This is a genomic window from Cellulomonas oligotrophica, assembly GCF_013409875.1.
In the GTDB taxonomy this organism is placed as follows: Bacteria; Actinomycetota; Actinomycetes; order Actinomycetales; family Cellulomonadaceae; genus Cellulomonas; species Cellulomonas oligotrophica.
This window is the reverse complement of record NZ_JACCBK010000001.1, coordinates 3,548,678-3,566,753: the sequence shown is the minus strand read 5'-3', so window position 1 is coordinate 3,566,753 and position 18,076 is coordinate 3,548,678. Positions and strand designations below refer to the sequence as shown.

Annotated in this window: 11 protein-coding genes; 7 read left to right on the top strand and 4 right to left on the bottom strand. The window is 75.4% G+C overall.

The window, feature by feature from the left end:
* Positions 1–116 precede the first annotated feature (116 nt).
* Positions 117–1,106: a phosphotransferase gene (locus BKA21_RS16180; protein WP_140460009.1), complete on the top strand. Its 990-nt coding sequence runs from the start codon at positions 117–119 to the stop codon at positions 1,104–1,106.
* A 53-nt stretch (positions 1,107–1,159) separates the two neighbouring features.
* Here the strand turns inward: BKA21_RS16180 and BKA21_RS16175 are convergent, their stop codons facing one another.
* Both BKA21_RS16175 and BKA21_RS16170 read right to left on the bottom strand, forming a co-directional pair.
* Entirely contained in the window at positions 1,160–2,146 is a 987-nt protein-coding gene (locus BKA21_RS16175) for an electron transfer flavoprotein subunit alpha/FixB family protein (RefSeq protein ID WP_140460008.1), read from the bottom strand.
* 48 nt (positions 2,147–2,194) lie between these two features.
* The gene (locus BKA21_RS16170) at positions 2,195–2,989 is read right to left on the bottom strand and encodes an electron transfer flavoprotein subunit beta/FixA family protein (RefSeq protein WP_140460007.1); all 795 of its coding nucleotides are present in this window, start codon (positions 2,987–2,989) and stop codon (positions 2,195–2,197) included.
* 103 nt (positions 2,990–3,092) lie between these two features.
* Between BKA21_RS16170 and glgX the strand changes: the two genes are divergently transcribed.
* Both glgX and BKA21_RS16160 read left to right on the top strand, forming a co-directional pair.
* Positions 3,093–5,282, top strand: a complete 2,190-nt coding sequence (gene glgX, locus BKA21_RS16165; protein WP_239072905.1) for a glycogen debranching protein GlgX — start codon at positions 3,093–3,095, stop codon at positions 5,280–5,282.
* 53 nt (positions 5,283–5,335) lie between these two features.
* On the top strand, positions 5,336–6,988 hold the full coding sequence (locus tag BKA21_RS16160; RefSeq protein ID WP_140460005.1) for an FAD-binding dehydrogenase: 1,653 nt from the start codon (positions 5,336–5,338) through the stop codon (positions 6,986–6,988).
* Between the two features lie 64 nt (positions 6,989–7,052).
* Here BKA21_RS16160 and glgP read toward each other — a convergent pair whose 3' ends face one another.
* Positions 7,053–9,626: an alpha-glucan family phosphorylase gene (gene glgP / locus BKA21_RS16155; protein ID WP_140460004.1), complete on the bottom strand. Its 2,574-nt coding sequence runs from the start codon at positions 9,624–9,626 to the stop codon at positions 7,053–7,055.
* 133 nt (positions 9,627–9,759) lie between these two features.
* Here glgP and BKA21_RS16150 point away from each other — a divergent pair, with 133 nt between their 5' ends.
* The 3 genes from BKA21_RS16150 to BKA21_RS16140 are packed head-to-tail and all read left to right on the top strand — an operon-like array spanning position 9,760 to position 15,238.
* Positions 9,760–12,093: an alpha-1,4-glucan--maltose-1-phosphate maltosyltransferase gene (locus BKA21_RS16150; protein ID WP_373308198.1), complete on the top strand. Its 2,334-nt coding sequence runs from the start codon at positions 9,760–9,762 to the stop codon at positions 12,091–12,093.
* On the top strand, positions 12,090–13,835 hold the full coding sequence (gene treS, locus BKA21_RS16145; protein ID WP_140460003.1) for a maltose alpha-D-glucosyltransferase: 1,746 nt from the start codon (positions 12,090–12,092) through the stop codon (positions 13,833–13,835). The genes BKA21_RS16150 and treS overlap by 4 nt, the downstream gene beginning before the upstream one ends.
* Positions 13,832–15,238, top strand: a complete 1,407-nt coding sequence (locus tag BKA21_RS16140; protein ID WP_140460002.1) for a maltokinase N-terminal cap-like domain-containing protein — start codon at positions 13,832–13,834, stop codon at positions 15,236–15,238. The genes treS and BKA21_RS16140 overlap by 4 nt, the downstream gene beginning before the upstream one ends.
* A gap of 52 nt (positions 15,239–15,290) precedes the next feature.
* Here BKA21_RS16140 and BKA21_RS16135 read toward each other — a convergent pair whose 3' ends face one another.
* Positions 15,291–16,538, bottom strand: a complete 1,248-nt coding sequence (locus BKA21_RS16135; protein WP_140460001.1) for an ROK family transcriptional regulator — start codon at positions 16,536–16,538, stop codon at positions 15,291–15,293.
* 208 nt (positions 16,539–16,746) lie between these two features.
* On the opposite strand from BKA21_RS16135, the gene BKA21_RS16130 reads away from it, so the two are divergent.
* Positions 16,747–18,075 (top strand): ABC transporter substrate-binding protein, encoded by a 1,329-nt coding sequence (locus BKA21_RS16130; RefSeq protein WP_140460000.1) that lies wholly within the window; start codon positions 16,747–16,749, stop codon positions 18,073–18,075.
* Position 18,076: the final 1 nt, after the last annotated feature.

The following is an 18,076-nucleotide window of genomic DNA, read 5'->3' as shown; positions in this document are numbered from 1 at the left end:
TAGACGGGTCGGGGGGCGCTCACCGGCCCAGTCTACGAACGCCCGCGCCTGCCGCCGACGCCCACGGGACGGCCGTCGCGGACGGGTCCACGGGCGCACCTGGCAGGATGAGCGTCGTGAGTGCCGACGACGTCATCGCGCTGCCGCTCGCCTTCGGCGGCCAGCGGCTCGACTGGCGCGACCTGCCGACGTCGGTCCGCGAGCGCATCCAGACCCGTGCCGGTGCCCGCGTGAGCGCCGAGACCACCCCGACGAGCGGGTTCTCGCCGGGGTTCGTGGCCGTGCTCGAGCTCGGCGACGGGCACGACGTCTTCGTCAAGGCGGTCTCCGCGGACCAGAACCCGCAGGCCCCCGAGCTCGCCCGTGCCGAGGTCCGCGCCGCCCGCGCCCTGCCGCCGCAGGTACCCGCGCCGCGCCTGCTGTGGTCGGACGACGACGGGCAGTGGGTGCTGCTCGGCTTCGAGGCCGTGCACGGCAGCTCGCCGGAGCTGCCGTGGCGCCCGGACGACCTGGAGCGGGTGCTCGCGGCGGTCGACGCGCTCGCGGACGCCGAGCCGGTGCCGGGTCACGAGCTGCCCCGCACCGACGACCTGCTCGCGGAGGACTTCCAGGGCTGGCGGCACCTGCTCGCGGCCGACGACGCGGCGCGCGAGGCGATGGCCGTGGCCGTCGGCGAGCCGGGCCGCTGGGCTCTCGACCGGCTCGAGGACCTCGTGCTGTGGGAGCAGGACGCGCTGCGGGTGTGCGCGGGCGACAGCCTCGTGCACGGCGACCTGCGGGCCGACAACGTGATGATCGAGGAGTCGCACGGCCGGGTGTGGCTGATCGACTGGCCGCACGCGAGCGTCGGTGCGCCGTGGCTGGACCTGGCGTTCATGCTGCCGAGCGTGGCGCTGCAGGGCGGCGGCGACCCGGCGAGGCTGTTCGCGCAGCGCCCCGTCGCGGACGGTGTGACGCGCGAGGAGCTGCGGGCGTTCCTCACCGGGCTGGCCGGCTGGTACGCGTGGTCGTCGACCCGGCCGGCGCCCGTCGGCATCCCGAACCTGCGCGCCTTCCAGGCCGCGCAGGCCGCCGCGACGCTGCGGTGGCTGCGCGACCTGTCCTGACGCCTCCGGGTCCCTGGCGGCCCAGGGGTGCTGACCGACCTGACCGGTGCGGCTCAGCCCTGCGCGCGCAGGCGGCGCACCTCGGCGGCCGCCTGCGGCAGGACGGTGAACAGGTCGCCGACGATGCCGTAGTCGGCGATCTCGAAGATCGGCGCGTCGGCGTCGGCGTTGACCGCGACGATCGTGCCGGACGCCTGCATGCCGCCGCGGTGGTGCACGGCCCCGGAGACGCCGGCGCCGACGTACAGGCGCGGAGCGACGGTCACGCCGGTCTGGCCGATCTGCGCGTCGTGGCCGATCCAGCCCTCGTCGGTGGCGACGCGCGTGGCCCCGACGGCGCCGCCCAGGGCGTCGGCGAGGTCCTCGACGGGTGAGAAGTCGCCCTCGGTGCCGCGTCCGCCGACGACGACGACGTGCGCCGAGCCGAGGTCGGGGCGCCCGGAGGCCGGCCGCTCGGTGCGCTCGACGAGCTGGACGCGTCGCGACGTGGCGGACACCTGCACCGGCACGTCGACGACCGCGGGCTCGGTGGGCGCGGGTGCGTCGGCGGCGGGCACGGCGTTGGCCTTGACGGTGACGAGGGCGACGGGCGTGGTGATCGCGCAGCGCGTGCTCCACGTGCCGGCGAGCACGGTCTTGAGGGCCACGAGGCGGCCGTCGACGACCTCGAGGCCGTCCGCGTCGGTCACGACGCCGGCGCCGGTGCGCACGGCCAGGCGCGCGGCGACCTCCTTGGACTCGAACGACGAGACGAGGAGCAGCAGCCCCGCCCCGGTCGCGTCGAGCAGCTGCCCGAGGCCGTCGGCGACGACGGACGACAGGTGCGGGTCCGCGTCGGCGACGAGGCGGTGCACGGCGGCGACGCCCTGGGCCGCCAGCACGGGCAGGGCGGGCGCGACGTCGGCGGTGCCGGCCCACACGCCGTGCACGGGTGCGCCGTCGGCGACGGTGCGGGCGAGCGTGAGCAGCTCGCGCACGGGCGGGCGCAGCGTCCCGTCCGCGGCGTGGTCGAGCAGGACGAGCACGGGGGTGGCGGTCACGACGGGTCCTCCGGGGTGGTGGTCAGCGCGGCACGGGGACGGCGCGGCTCAGACGAGCTTCTGCTCGACGAGCCAGGCGGCCAGGCGGGTGCCCGCGTCGCCGGTGTCCTGGACGAGCACGCGGTCCTCGCGGGGCGGGCGCGGTGCCGCGGCGAGCACCTGGGTGCGGGCCCCGGCGGTGCCGACCGTCGCGGGGTCGACGCCGAGGTCCGCGAGGGTCAGGGTCGTGACGGGCTTCTTCTTGGCCGCCATGATCCCCTTGAAGTTGGGGTACCGCGGCGCGTTCGCCTGGTCGGTGACCGACACGACGGCGGGCAGCGGGGCGGTGAGGGTCTCGCTCGCGTGGTCGAGCTGCCGCTCGACGGTGACCGTGCCGGCGGCCGGGTCGACCGTGAGCCGGGCGGCCAGGGGCAGGGACGGCAGGTCGAGCAGCTCGCCGAGCGCGGTCGGCAGCAGCGACGTCAGGCCGTCGAGCCCGGCCATGCCCGTGACGACCAGGTCGACGGGCTCGGCCGCGTGCAGGTGCCGCACGGCGGCGGCGAGCACGGTGGCGGTGCCGATCGCGTCCGACCCGGCGACGTCGTCGTCGAGCACGTGCACGGCCTGCGCGGCGCCCATCTGCAGGCCCTTGCGCACGGCGTCGACGGCGTCGTCCGGCCCGACGGTGAGCACGACGACCTCGCCGTCGTGCTCCTCGGCGAGGGTCAGCGCCGCCTCGACCGCGTTCTCGTCGAGCTCGTTCAGCGTGCCGTCGCCGAGGTCGCGCACCACGCGCCCGTCGGGACCGAGCTGCCGGTCGGACTGGATGTCGGGGACGAACTTCACGCAGACGACGATCCTCACCGGCCGAACGTTACCTCCCGCGGGCGCCCCGCCGGGCCTGGGTGTTCGTCAGGTGGAAACACCGGTGACACCTGCAGGTCGCGCGTCCTGCCACCATGAGGGCGTGACCGCCAGCCCTCGCCCCCTCTCCCTCGGCGTGCACGTCACCGGCACGGGCGTCGACGTGGCCGTGCTCGCGCCCCATGCGAGCGCCGTCGACCTGTGCCTGCTCGACGGGCCGCACGACGCCCCGACGGAGCGGCGCGTGCCGCTGGACGGCCCGCGGCTGGGCGTCTGGTCGGCGTCGGTGCCGGGCGTGCGGCCGGGCCAGCGGTACGGGTTCCGCGCGCACGGCGCGTGGGAGCCGGCGTACGGCATGCGGTACAACCCCGCCAAGCTGCTGGTCGACCCCTACGCGCGCGGCCTGGTCGGTGAGCTCGAGCACGTCCCGCAGACCTACGGCCACGTCGTCGGCGACGACCTGCGCGGCGACCCGTACGGCCCCGCGGACGGCCGCGACTCGGCGGGGCACGTGCCGCACGGCGTCGTCGTCGACACCGCGGCCCTGCCCGGGCCCGACCCGGCGGCGAACCGCCCCTACCACCCGTGGTCGCGCACCGTCGTGTACGAGGCGCACGTGCGCGGCCTGACGCGCCTGCACCCGGGGGTGCCGCCGGAGCTGCGCGGCACCTACGCGGGCCTGGCCCACCCGGCCGTCGTCGACCACCTGCTGGGCCTGGGCGTCACGACGCTCGAGCTGCTGCCCGTGCACGCGTTCGCCTCCGAGCCGCACCTGGTCGCCAAGGGCCTGACCAACTACTGGGGGTACTCGACGCTCGGGTTCTTCGCCCCGCACGCCGCGTACGCGACCGCGACGGCCCGCGCGACGGGGGCGGCCGCCGTGCTGGCCGAGCTGCGGGGCGCGGTGCACGCGCTGCACGAGGCGGGCATCGAGGTGGTCCTCGACGTCGTCTACAACCACACGTGCGAGGGCGGGCTGCCGGGGCAGCACGTGTCGTGGCGGGGCCTGGACCACGCGTTCTACTACCTGCACGACGGCGCGGTGCCGGCGACGCCCGTCGACGTGACCGGCACGGGCAACTCGCTGGACTTCCGTCGGCCCCAGGTCGTGCAGATGACCATGGACTCGCTGCGGTACTGGGCGCAGGTCGTCGGCGTGGACGGCTTCCGCTTCGACCTCGCGGTCACCCTGGGCCGCGGGCACGACGGGTTCCGGCCCGACCACGCGACGCTCGTCGCGGCCGCGACGGACCCCGTGCTGCACGGGCTGAAGCTCGTGGCCGAGCCGTGGGACGTCGGCCCGGGCGGGTGGCGCACCGGGCAGTTCCCGCCGCCGTTCGCCGAGTGGAACGACCGGTTCCGCAACGCGGTGCGCTCGTTCTGGCTCGCGGACCCCGCGCGTGCGGCGCACGGGCTGCCCGGGCACCGCATGCGCGACCTCGCGACCCGCCTGTCGGGGTCGGTCGACCTGTTCGGGCACGGCTCGCCGCCGCTCGTGCGGGGCCCGCGGGCGTCGGTGAACTACGTGACGGCCCATGACGGGTTCACGATGGCCGACCTGGTGGCGTACGACCACAAGCACAACGCCGCCAACGGGGAGCAGAACCGCGACGGCACGGACGACAACCGGTCGTGGAACCACGGTGTCGAGGGGCCGGTCGACGAGGCGTCGCCGGCCGTCGACGTCGCCCCGCTGCGCCGCCGGTCGGTGCGCAACCTGTTCGCAACGCTGGTCCTGTCGGCCGGCACCCCGATGATCACGGCGGGCGACGAGACGGGGCGCTCGCAGCGCGGGAACAACAACGCGTACTGCCAGGACAACGAGATCTCGTGGGTGCGCTGGGACCTGTCGCCGTGGCGCGCCAACCAGCTCGCGACGGCCCGGCACCTGCTGGCGCTGCGCCGCGACCACCCCGCGCTGCGCACCGACCGCTTCTACAGCGGGGCGCCGCGCGTGCCGGGCGGCCAGAAGGACCTCGCCTGGTACGTCGCCGACGGCACGGAGTTCGACCACGGCCGGTGGCACGACGCGTCGGTGCGCACGTTCCAGATGCTGCGGGTCGCCCCGCCCCCGGACGCCGACCAGGTGCTGCTCGTGGTCAACGGGGCGCTCGACGCCGTCGACGTGACGCTGCCGGCGGCGCCCGGCGGCCCGTGGGAGCTGGCGTGGGACTCGGTGTGGGAGCACCCCGCGGAGATCCGCACGAGCGCCATCACCGGCGCCCTGCACCTGGAGCCGGGCACGACGACCCCGCTGGAGGCGCTGTCGATGCGGGTGTACGTCCGCAGCTGAGCACCCGGCCCGTCCCCCTGCCGCGGTGCGGGCCGGGTGCGTAGGGTCGGCGCATGGGATCCCACGACGTCGTGGTCGTCGGTGCCGGGCTCGCGGGCCTGGTCGCCACCGCCGAGCTCCTGGACGCCGGGCGGCGCGTCCTGCTCCTCGACGCGGAGCCCGCCGCGAGCCTCGGCGGTCAGGCGTGGTGGTCGTTCGGCGGGCTGTTCCTCGTCGGGACGCCGGAGCAGCGTCGCCTCGGCGTGCGCGACTCCCCCGAGCTGGCGCTGGCCGACTGGTTCGGCTCGGCGGCGTTCGCCGACGACGGGTCCGACCGGTGGGGCCGGGCGTGGGCCGAGGCGTTCGTGCACTTCGCCGCCGGCGAGATGCGCGCGTGGCTGCACGCGCGCGGCGTGCGCTGGTTCCCGCTGGTGCAGTGGGCCGAGCGCGGCGGGTACCTGGCCGACGGGCACGGCAACTCCGTGCCCCGCTTCCACATCACCTGGGGCACGGGCCCCGCGGTCCTCGAGCCGTTCGTCCGGACGCTGCTCGACGCGCACGCCGACGGGCGCGTCGAGGTGCGCACCCGGCACCGCGTCACCGGGCTGGTGACGACCGACGGGCGAGTCACCGGCGTCCGGGGCGACGTCCTGGCCCCCGACCCGGCCCCGCGTGGCGCGCCGAGCACCCGGCGCGCGGTGCGGCCGTTCGAGGTCGCGGCACCCGCGGTCGTCGTCGCGACGGGCGGCATCGGCGCCGACCACGAGCTCGTGCGCGCGGCGTGGCCCGCGAGCGCCGGGCGTCTGCCGGACCGGATGCTCCAGGGCGTGCCGGACCACGTCGACGGCTCGGGCATCGCCGCGGCACGCGACGCCGGGGCGCACGTCGTGCACGCCGACCGCATGTGGCACTACCCGGAGGGCGTGGCGGACCCCGCGCCGGTGTGGTCGCGGCACGGCGTCCGCATCCTGCCCGGGCCGAGCGCCCTGTGGCTGGACGCCGACGGGCACCGCCTGCCGCCGCCGCTGTTCCCGGGCTTCGACTCGCTCGGGGCGCTGCGGCACGTCACGGGCCGGGGCGACGACCACTCGTGGTTCGTGCTGGACCGCACGGTCCTCGGCGCCGAGCTCGCGCTGTCCGGGTCGGACCAGAACCCGGACCTGACCGGCCGCAGCGTGCCCGCGCTGGCGCAGCGGGTCCTGCCCGGTGCCGTCGGGCCCGTCGAGGAGTTCGCACGCCGCTCGCCGGACTTCGTCAGCGCCGGCACGCCCGCCGGGCTCGCGGCGGCGATGAACGCGCTGACCGGGGCCGACCGCATCGACGGCGACCGGCTGGCGCGCACGATCGAGGCCCGCGACGCGCAGGTCGCGACCGGTCTGGGCAAGGACCTGCAGGTCGTCGCGACGGCCCAGGCCCGCCGGTACGTCGTCGACCGGCTGGTGCGGGTCGCACCGCCGCACCGGATGCTCGACCCCGCGCACGGCCCCCTGCACGCGGTCCGGCTGCAGGTGCTGACGCGCAAGACCCTCGGCGGCGTCGCGACGGACCTCGAGGGCCGCGCGCTGCGCCCCGACGGCGAGGTGCTGCCGGGGCTGTGGGCCGTGGGCGAGGCCGCCGGGTTCGGGGGCGGGGGCGTGCACGGGCACCGGGCGCTGGAGGGCACGTTCCTCGGCGGGTGCCTGTTCACGGGTCGCACGGCGGGGCGCGCGCTGGCCGCGACGCTCTGACCCGCGCACGCCCGCGCGGCAGGACGGGGGACGGGCCCGCGCGCGGGGCGCGGGCCCGTCGGCGTCAGTCGCCCGCGGTCGCCACCAGCCCCAGGTCGGTGGCCGACGTCAGCGCCTCGTGCCGGGGCACCACGCGCACGGTGTAGCCGAAGTGGCCCGTGCCCGTGAGCTCGATCTGCGTGCCGAACACCCAGCGCCCGGCCTCGAGCTCCTCGGTGACGGTCAGCGCCCGGACGGTGTGGTCCGCGAGCTGCTCGTCGTCGTCGACCGTGCCGTGCAGCACCTGCACCTCGACGTCCTGCGGCCGCAGCCCGCCGAGCGAGACCCACGCGTGCACGGCGAGGGTGTCCCCGACCTGCGGGGCGTCGCCGACACCGGAGGAGTCCACGTGGTCGACCCGCACGTCCGACCACGCCGCGCGCACGCGGGACTTCCACGCGGCGAGCTCGCGAGCCCCGGAGGCGTCGTCGCCCGCGAGGGTCGCCCCCGCGCGGGCCGCGGGCTCGTACATGTGCGCCACGTAGTCCGCGACCATCCGCGTGGCCTGCACCTTCGGCCCGAGCGTGGCGAGCGTGTGCCGGACCATCGCCAGCCACGGCACGGGCACCCCGCGCTCGTCCCGGTCGTAGAACGTGGGCGCGACCTGGTGCTCGAGGAGGTCGTACAGCGCGGCCGCCTCGACCCGGTCGCGCTCGGCCGGGTCGTCCACGCCGTCGGCCGTCGGGATCACCCAGCCGTGGCGCACGTCGTGCCACTCGTCCCACCACCCGTCGCGCACGGACAGGTGCAGGCCGCCGTTGAGCGCGACCTTCATGCCCGAGGTCCCGCAGGCCTCGCGCGTGCGCACCGGGGTGTTGAGCCACACGTCGCAGCCGGGGTACAGGGTCGCGGCCATCCGCATGTCGTAGTCCGGCAGGAACACGATCCGGTGCCGCACGTCGTGCGCGTCGGCGAAGGCCACGAGGTCCGCGATCAGGCGCTTGCCGCCGTCGTCGTCGGGGTGCGCCTTGCCCGCGACGACCACCTGCACGGGCCGCTCGGGGTGCAGCAGCAGCGCCCGGAACCGCTCGGGGTCCGCGAGCATGAGCGTGAGCCGCTTGTACGTGGCGGCGCGGCGCGCGAAGCCGATCGTCAGGACGTCGGGCGACAGCGCGTCGTCCACCCACCCGAGCTCGGACTCCGCGGCGCCCCGGGCCTGCCACGACGCGCGCACGCGCCGGCGCGCGTCCTGCACGAGACGCGTGCGCAGGCCGGTCCGCAGCTCCCACAGCTCGACGTCGTCGACGAGGTCGCGCCGGACCCAGCCGGCCCCCGTCGCCGAGTCGTGCGGCTTCATGCGGCGCGTCGCCAGGTCGGTGACCTCGCGGGCCACCCACGTCGGGGCGTGCACGCCGTTCGTGATCGAGCCGATCGGCACCTCGACCGGGTCGAAGCCCGGCCACAGCGGCCCGAACATCTCGCGGGAGACCTTGCCGTGCAGCCGCGAGACGCCGTTGGCGCGCCCGGACAGCCGCAGCCCCATGAGCGCCATGTTGAACACCAGCGGGTCGCCGCCGGCGTGCTCCTCGGCGCCGAGCGCCAGCACCCGGTCGGTGTCGAGGTGGTCCTTCTCGTCGAGCGCCTCGACGTACGAGGCGACGATCGCCCGGTCGAACCGGTCGATGCCCGCGGGCACCGGGGTGTGCGTCGTGAAGACCGTCGTGGTGCGGACCAGCTCGAGGGCGGCGTCGGCGTCGACGCCCTCCTCGACGAGCTCGCGGACCCGCTCCACCCCGAGGAACCCGGCGTGCCCCTCGTTGGTGTGGAACACCGCGGGGTCCTGCGCGTCCGTCAGCCGCGACCACAGCCGCAGCGCCCGCACGCCGCCGACGCCCAGCAGCAGCTCCTGCTGCAGCCGGTGCTCGCTCGACCCGGCGTAGAGGCGGTCGGTGACCGACCGGGCCTCGTCGTCGTTGCCCGGCACGTCCGAGTCGAGCAGCAGCAGCGGCACCCGTCCGACCTGCGCCACCCACACGTGCGCGCGCAGCGTCCGGCCGCCCGGCATCCCCAGGGTCACCGCCGCGGGCTCGCCCGTGCGGTCGCGCAGCAGCGCCACCGGCAGCCCGTCGGGGTCGTGCACGGGCAGGTGCTCGACCTGCCAGCCGTCCCGCGTCAGCCCCTGCCGGAAGTAGCCCGAGCGGTACAGCAGGCCCACGCCGACCAGCGGCACGCCCAGGTCCGACGCGCTCTTCAGGTGGTCGCCGGCCAGCACGCCGAGACCGCCCGAGTACTGGGGCAGCGTCGGGGCGACACCGAACTCCGGGGAGAAGTACGCGACCGCGTCGGGCAGGTGCTCGCCGGTCTGCCGCTGGTACCAGCGGGGGCGCTCGCGGTACGCGGCGAGGTCCGCCGACGCCGCGCGCACCTTCGCCACGACGTCGTCGTCCGCCGCGAGCTCGGCGAGCCTCGCGCGCGAGAGCGCACCGAGCAGCGCCACCGGGTCCTGCCCGACCTGCTCCCACACCTGCGGGTCGAGGCCGGCGAACAGGTCACGCGTGCCCGCGTGCCACGACCAGCGCAGGTTGCGCGCCAGCACGTCGAGCTCGGCCAGCGGTTCGGGCAGCACGGTGCGGACGGTGAACCGTCGGATCGCTCTCACGGCCGAAGACTACGCATTCCGGGCGTATCCCACAGCCCTCCGGACGAGCGAGGTGCGACAGGTCCCGGACGGCCGTCCGGGTGACACCGCTCCCGGGTGCCGCGACCCCGGGTCGGCCGATAGGTTCGTCACCGTGACCTCCCCGCGCCCACGACGCACCCTCGCGGCCGACGCGACGCCGCCCCGCACGGCCACCTCCGCCGCCGCCCCGGGGGGTGCACCGGCCGGACCGACGGGTGCGCCGGTCCCCGCGCCGCGCGCCCTGCCCTCCTCCAGCAGCCCCGCGACCGAGGCGATCCCGATCGTCCGCGCACCCCAGGACGTCGGCGCCGCCCCCGCCGCCGACCCCTCGGCCACGCCCCAGCGCCGCCGCCGCCCGCGCCCGTCCACGCCTCGTCGCTCCGTCGCCCGCAAGGTCGCCGCCCGCCCCCGCCGGCGCGGTGCCGCCCCCGCCCGTGCGCTGCCCGTGGGGCGCATCCCGATCATCGACGTCGACCCGGTCACCGAGGAGGGGCGCTTCCCCGCCAAGGCCGTGGTCGGCGAGGCCGTGCCCGTGCGCGCCACCGTCTTCCGCGAGGGCCACGACGCCGTCGGCGCGACCGCCGTGCTGGTCCGCCCCGACGGCACCGACCACTCGTGGGCGCGCATGGTCGACGTCGCCCCCGGCCTGGACCGCCTCGAGGCCCGCCTCGTGCCCGACGCGGAGGGCGACTGGTCGTTCCGCGTCGAGGCGTGGTCCGACCCCTACGGCACGTGGTCGCACGACGCCGCGATCAAGGTCGACGCGGGCGTCGACGTCGAGCTCATGCTCACCGAGGGCGCGCTGCTGCTGCACCGCGCGGCCGAGCGCCGCGGGGCCTCGGCGATGCCGCCCACCGACGCCCAGGTGCTGCGCGACGCGGTGACCGCGCTGCGCGACACGCACCGCCCGCCGCAGGCCCGACTCGCCGCGGGGCTGTCCGCACCCGTGCAGTCCGCGCTGGCCCGCACGCCGCTGCGCGACATGGTGACGCTGTCGCGCCGCTACCCCCTCGTGGTGCACCGCGAGCTCGCGCTCGCCGGCTCCTGGTACGAGCTGTTCCCGCGCTCGCACGGCGCGCACCGCGACCCGGCGACGGGCGAGTGGCGCTCGGGCACGCTGCGGACCGCGGCGCAGGAGCTGCCGCGGATCGCGTCGATGGGCTTCGACGTCGTCTACCTCACGCCGATCCACCCGATCGGCCGGACCCACCGCAAGGGCCGCAACAACTCGCTGACGGCCGTCCCGGGCGACCCGGGCTCGCCGTACGCGATCGGCTCGGCCGACGGCGGGCACGACGCGATCGAGCCGTCGCTGGGCACCTTCGAGGACTTCGACGCGTTCGTGGCCCGCGCCAAGGAGCTCGGCATGGAGGTCGCGCTCGACGTCGCCCTGCAGGCGTCCCCGGACCACCCGTGGGTGACCGAGCACCCGGAGTGGTTCACCACGCGCGCGGACGGCACGATCGCGTACGCGGAGAACCCGCCGAAGAAGTACCAGGACATCTACCCGCTGAACTTCGACAACGACCCCGAGGGGATCTACGCCGAGGTCCGCCGCGTCCTGCAGGTCTGGATCGACCACGGCGTGACCGCGTTCCGGGTGGACAACCCGCACACCAAGCCCCTGTCGTTCTGGCAGCGCCTGCTGGCGGACGTGCGCTCGGAGCACCCTGACGTGCTGTTCCTGTCGGAGGCGTTCACACGCCCGGCGATGATGCTCACGCTCGGCAAGGTCGGCTTCCACCAGTCGTACACGTACTTCACGTGGCGCAACACCAAGGCCGAGCTCGAGGAGTACCTGGCACGCGTCGGCGGGCCGGAGGCGGCGTGGATGCGCCCGAGCTTCTGGCCGACGACGCACGACATCCTGCCGCCGTACCTGCAGCACGGCGGCACCACGGGCTTCGCGGTGCGCGCGGTGCTCGCGGCGCTCGGCGCTCCCACGTGGGGCGTCTACTCCGGCTACGAGCTCGTCGAGAACGTGCCGCGCCCGGGCGTCGAGGAGCAGATCGACAACGAGAAGTACGAGTTCCGCCCGCGCGACTGGGCGCGCGCCGACGACCTGGGCATCGCCCTGCTCGTCGGCCGGCTCAACGAGATCCGCCGCGAGCACCCGGCCCTGCGCCGGCTGCGCAACGTGCGCGTGCACGCGACGTCCGACGACTCCCTGGTCGCGTTCTCCCGCCACGTGGACGCCGCGCACTCCCCCACCGGACGCCCGGACACCGTGGTCGTGGTGGTCAACCTCGACCCGCACCAGCCCCGCGAGGGTGTCGTCGAGCTCGACCTGACGGCGTTCGGCCTGCCCGCGGGGCGCGCCGTGGTCGCCCACGACGTGCTCGCCGGCGAGAGCTACGCGTGGTCCGACCGCGTGTGGGTGCGGCTGGACCCGCAGGTCCGTGTCGCGCACGTCGTGCACCTCGAGCACCCCGGCGCGTCCTCGTGAGCCACGTCGAGCCGCCCCCGTCGACGGCCGCGCTCGCGCTCGGCGGGCTGCCGGGCCGCCGCCAGCCCGCCGTCCCGACGGCGCCGGGCCGCGGCCCGGTCGAGCACGACCCGGACTGGTACCGCACCGCGGTGTTCTACGAGGTCATGCTGCGCACGTTCTCCGACTCGGCCGGCAACGGGTCGGGCGACCTGCGCGGCCTGGTGGAGCGCCTGGACTACCTGCACTGGCTCGGGGTCGACTGCCTGTGGCTGCCGCCGTTCTACCCCTCGCCCATGCGCGACGGCGGGTACGACGTCTCGGACTACACCGCGGTCGCGTCCCAGTACGGCACGCTCGAGGACTTCCAGGCCCTCGTCGCCGAGTGCCACCGGCGGGGCATGCGCATCGTCGTCGACCTCGTGATGAACCACACGAGCGACCAGCACCCCTGGTTCCAGGCGTCGCGCTCGGACCCGGAGGGCCCGTACGGCGACTTCTACGTGTGGGACGACGACAACACGCGCTACCCGGACGCGCGCATCATCTTCGTCGACACCGAGACGTCCAACTGGACCTTCGACCCCGTGCGCCGCCAGTACTTCTGGCACCGGTTCTTCTCGCACCAGCCGGACCTGAACTTCGAGAACCCGCGGGTCGTCGAGGCGATGATGGACGTCGCGCGGTTCTGGCTGCGGCTCGGGGTCGACGGGTTCCGGCTCGACGCGGTCCCGTACCTGTTCGAGGCCGAGGGGACGAACTGCGAGAACCTGCCGCAGACGCACGAGTTCCTGCGGGACATGCGCCGGATGATCGACACGGAGTTCCCGGGCCGGATCGTGCTCGCCGAGGCCAACCAGTGGCCGGAGGACGTCGTGCACTACTTCGGCACGGACGCCGAGCCCGAGTGCCACATGTGCTTCCACTTCCCCGTGATGCCGCGCATCTACTACGCGCTGCGCGACCAGCGGGCCACGCAGATCGTCGACATCCTCGCCGACACCCCGCCCATCCCGGCGGGCGGGCAGTGGAGCACGTTCCTGCGCAACCACGACGAGCTGACGCTCGAGATGGTCTCGACCGAGGAGCGCGCGTCGATGTACGGGTGGTACGCGCCCGACTCTCGCATGCGCGCGAACGTCGGGATCCGCCGCCGCCTGGCACCGCTGCTGGACAACTCCCGCAAGGAGATCGAGCTGGCGCACGCGCTGCTGCTGTCGCTGCCGGGCAGCCCGTGCCTGTACTACGGCGACGAGATCGGCATGGGCGACAACATCTGGCTGCCCGACCGGGACGCCGTGCGCACCCCGATGCAGTGGACCCCGGACCGCAACGCGGGGTTCTCGACCGCCGACCCCGGCAAGCTGTACCTGCCGCTGAACCAGTCGCTGGTCTACCACTACGGCAACGTCAACGTGGAGTCCCAGCTGGCGCAGCCGACGTCGCTGCTGCACTGGGTGCACGGCATGCTCGCGGTCCGGCGCAGGCACCCCTCGCTGGGCCGGGGCACGTTCGAGGTCGTCCCGTCCGACAACGACGCGGTGCTGACGTTCCTGCGCCGCACGGACGACGAGACGATCCTGTGCGTCGCGAACCTCGCGGCGACCCCGCGGGCGACGACCGTGCGCATGCCGGCCATGGCGGGCATGCACGCGCGGGACGTGTTCGGCGGGGCGCACTTCCCCGACGTGGGTCCTGACGGGTCGATGACCTTCACGATGGGGTCCCGGGAGTTCTACTGGCTGGAGCTGACTCGCCCGTGACCCTCGACGCCCGCGCCCCCGACGACCGCGACCGGCAGGTCCTGGACCTGCTGCGCGGGTGGCTGCCCGGTCGCCGGTGGTACCCCGCCAAGGGCGCGACCGCCGAGCTGACGCTCGTGGGCACGGTCGCGCTGCCGGCCGGGCCGGCGGGAGCGGCGGCGCACGGGCGGACGGACGGCGCGGGCTCCGAGGTGCGCGTGCTGCTCGTGCGGGCGCACGCCGGATCGGTCGACGTGGTCCTCCAGGTCCCGGTCGTGCTCGAACGGGCCCTGCCCGTGCAGGCCGCGACCGGTCCGGACGCGGCGACGGCGGACGGGGCCGACGACGCCGTGGTGGGCCGGGTCGCCGGCGTCGTCGTGCGCGACGGTGCGGGCGACCCGCGGTTCCTGCGGGCGTGGCTCGCCGCCGCCGAGGGACCGGGGGCGGACGTCGACGTCGACGCGGCGCGCGTGGTCACGGGCGAGCAGTCCAACACGTCGGTGGTGCTGCCCGGCACGGACGGCGCGCCCGCCGGCATCCTCAAGGTCCTGCGGACCGTCGCCGCGGGCGAGAACCCGGACATCGACGTGCCCCGGCACCTGGTCGACGCGGGCTGGGACGGCGTCCCGGCGCCCCTGGCGTGGGCGACGGCGCGCTGGACGGCGCCGGACGGCACGCGGGCGGCCGGCTACCTCGGGGTGCTGAGCGCGTTCGTCCCGGGCGCGCGGGACGGGTTCGAGCTGGCCTGCGAGGCCGCGCGGACGGGGACCGACCTGGGCGCGCTGGCGCACGAGCTCGGCGCGACGGTCGCCGGCATGCACGCCGCGCTCGTCGGGGCGTACGGCACCGACGAGGCCGCGGACGCCACGGCCGGGGCGCCGTCGGCCGGACCCGCCACGGGCCCCGCCGCGGTCGCGCAGGCCCTGACGACCCGCCTGGCGTGGGCGACGGCCGCGGTGCCCGGGCTCGCCGCCCGCGCGGCCGGCGTCCGCGAGGTGGTGGCCCGGGTGGCCGCGCTGGCCTCGACCCCGCCCCGGCAGCGCGTGCACGGCGACCTGCACCTGGGTCAGGTGCTGCGCTCGGGCGACCGGTGGTTCGTCATCGACTTCGAGGGTGAGCCGCTGGCCCCGCTGGACGCCCGGACCCGCCCGGACCTGGCGCTGCGGGACGTCGCCGGTCTGCTGCGCTCGTTCGACTACGCCGCGGCGGTCGGCGGCCTGGGCGGCGCCGCGGCGGACGCGTGGACCGCGTCGGCCCGCGCCGGGCTGCTGCGCGGGTACGGCGTGCAGGACGACCCGGCCCAGGCCCTGCTGCTGCGCGCGCTCGAGCTCGACAAGACCTTGTACGAGGTCGTCTACGAGGCCCGCAACCGTCCGGCGTGGGCGCCCATCCCCCAGGCGGGCCTGGACCGGCTCCTCGCCTGAGCGGCTCTCACCGGGGCACGCGCGGCGCCGGCGGCGACCCCGGCGGGAGCGCTCAGGCGACGCCGGAGCCGGCCACGGGCACGGCGCCGCTCTCGCCGAGGACCACCCGCATGCCCTGCTGCCGCGGCGCGAGCTCGCTCTGCAGGACGAGGGCCGCACCGCCGACCGCGGCGGCCTCGGACGCGTGCGCCGAGATGCGCACGTGCACAGCGTGCGCGCCGCGGGCGAAGAAGCCCGCCGCGAGCCGCTCCTGCACGACCGGCAGGTACAGCGACCCGGCGAGCGCGAACGCCGGTCCGGTGAGCACGACGGTGTCGAGGTCGAGCAGGTTGGCCAGGGTGTGCGCGGCGACGGCGACGTACTCGGCGGACTCGCGCAGGATCGCCATCGGTGCGGCGTCCCCGCGCGCGGCGGCCCGGGCCAGGGTCGCGAAGTCCTCGGAGACGGTCCGCCCGGGCAGGGTCAGCCCGACCTGGGCGGCGTGGGCGACGACCGCCGCGGGGCCGGCGAACGCCTCGACGCACCCGCGCCCGCCGCACCAGCACCGGGGGCCGTCGAGGTCGACGCACACGTGCCCGACCTCGCCGGCGTTGGAGGACCGGCCGCGGAACACGGTGCCGTCGACGACGATGCCCGCACCGATGCCGGTCCCCATGTAGAGCGCGGCGCAGGCGGTGCCGGTGCCGATCCCGCCGGACCAGTACTCCCCGACCGCTGCGGCGGTCGCGTCGTTGTCGAGCAGGACGGGCAGGCCGACGGCGTCCTCGATCGCCTCGGCGAGCGGGAAGTCGGCCCAGTGCTGCATGACGGGCGGGGTGAGGGTCATGCCTGTGCCGGACGCGATGGGCCCGGGCGAGACGACGCCGACGCCGACGAGCCGGGCCGGGTCGACGCCGATGCGGTCGACGGTGGTGGCGATCTCGGCGGCGATACGGGCGACGACGTCGCGCGGGTCGTCGGCACCGGCGCCGGGGCGCCGCCAGCGGGCGACGACCGCCCCGCCGAGGTTGGCCACCACGTAGGTGATGCCGGCGTGGTCGAGGTGGACGCCGACGGCGTAGCGGGCGGTCGGCTCGAGCTGCAGGAGCATGCGCGGCTTGCCGCCCGTGGACTCGGCGCGCCCGGCCTCGACGACGAGGCCGTCGTCGATGAGGCGCCGCACGACGGTGGAGACGGTCGCGGCGGTGAGCCCGGTGACGCGGGTGAGCTCGACGCGGCTGATGGTGCCCGCCGCGCGGATGACGTCGAGGATCGCCGCACCGCTGCTGGTGTGCGCGGCTCCGAGCCCGGCCCCGTTCACGTGTCCTCCGTCGGTCCGTGGTGCCGCGTGGCGCGGCGCCGTCCCGGACAACGATAGGGACACGGTCCGCACCTGCTGACGACACGCCGTTGACTTACTTTGTTCGGCGGCCTAAGAATCTACCAGGCGCACGCGTCACCCCCGGGAGAGCGCACCCGCCACCCGCAGCCGGCACACCGAGGTGCCGGCGACGACGAGAGGATCAACGATGTTCCTTCACCAGCGACGTGCTCGCCTGGCGGTGGCGTCGACGGCCGTCGGCGTGCTCGCGCTCGTCGGCGCGTGCTCGAGCGACGGAGCCGGCGACGCCGACGAGAGCCAGAGCGGTGAGCCGTCGGGCGAGATCACGGTGCTGACCTGGCGGACCGACCTCGTCGAGGACGGCACGTTCGACGAGTACGTCGAGACCTTCAAGGCTGCCTACCCCGAGGTCACCGACGTCAAGGTCGAGGGCATCACCGACTACGAGGGCGAGGTGCGCACGCGCATGAACACCTCGAACTACGGCGACGTGCTCGCGATCCCCGGCTCCGTCACGCCCGACCAGCTCGGCCAGTTCTTCGAGCCGCTCGGCGAGTTCGACGAGATGTCGCAGGAGTACCGCTGGATCGCCGACAAGACCTACGAGGGCCTGTCCTACGGCATCCCGGTCGTCGGCAACGTGCAGGGCATCGTCTACAACACCGCCGTCTGGGCCGACGCGGGCATCGAGGACTTCCCCACCACCCCGGACGAGTTCCTCGACGACCTGCAGACCATCAAGGACTCCGCGGACGGCGTCGTCCCGCTGTACACGAACTACAAGGACGCGTGGCCGCTGTCGCAGTGGGACGGCGCCCGCGGGGCCGTCACCGCCAACCCCGACTACGTCAACGAGATGACGGGGACGGACGCCCCCTGGTCCGAGGACACCGACTCCGGCGTCATCGACGGGCTCATCTACGACGTCGTCGCGCAGGGCCTGACGGAGGCCGACCCCACGACCACGAACTGGGAGGAGTCCAAGCGGCTGCTCGGCACGGGCGAGGTCGCCACGATGGTGCTCGGCTCGTGGGCGATCCCGCAGATGCAGGACGCCGCGGAGGCCGCGGGCGGCAGCCGTGAGGACATCGGCTACATGCCGTTCCCCGCGCAGGTCGACGGCACGTTCCACGCCGTGGCAGGTGGTGACTACAACCTCGGCATCAACGTGAACTCGGAGAACAAGGTCACCGCGCGGGCGTGGATCGACTGGTTCAACAACGAGTCGGGCTTCTCGGAGTCGCAGGTCGGCCTGTCGCCCCGGGTCGACGGCGAGGTGCCGGAGGCGCTCGCGTCGTTCGTCGACGAGGTCGAGCTCATCACGATGAACCCGGCGCCCGAGGGCAAGGAGTCGCTGTTCGCCGACATCGACACCGCGTCGGGCATCGTCACGACCGACCCCAAGTACCGCCAGCAGATCGTCGACGACGCCCGCTCGGGCGACCGCACCAAGCAGCAGGTGTTCGACGACCTGAACGAGGCGTGGGCCTCGGGCCGCGCCGACGTCGGCGCCTGAG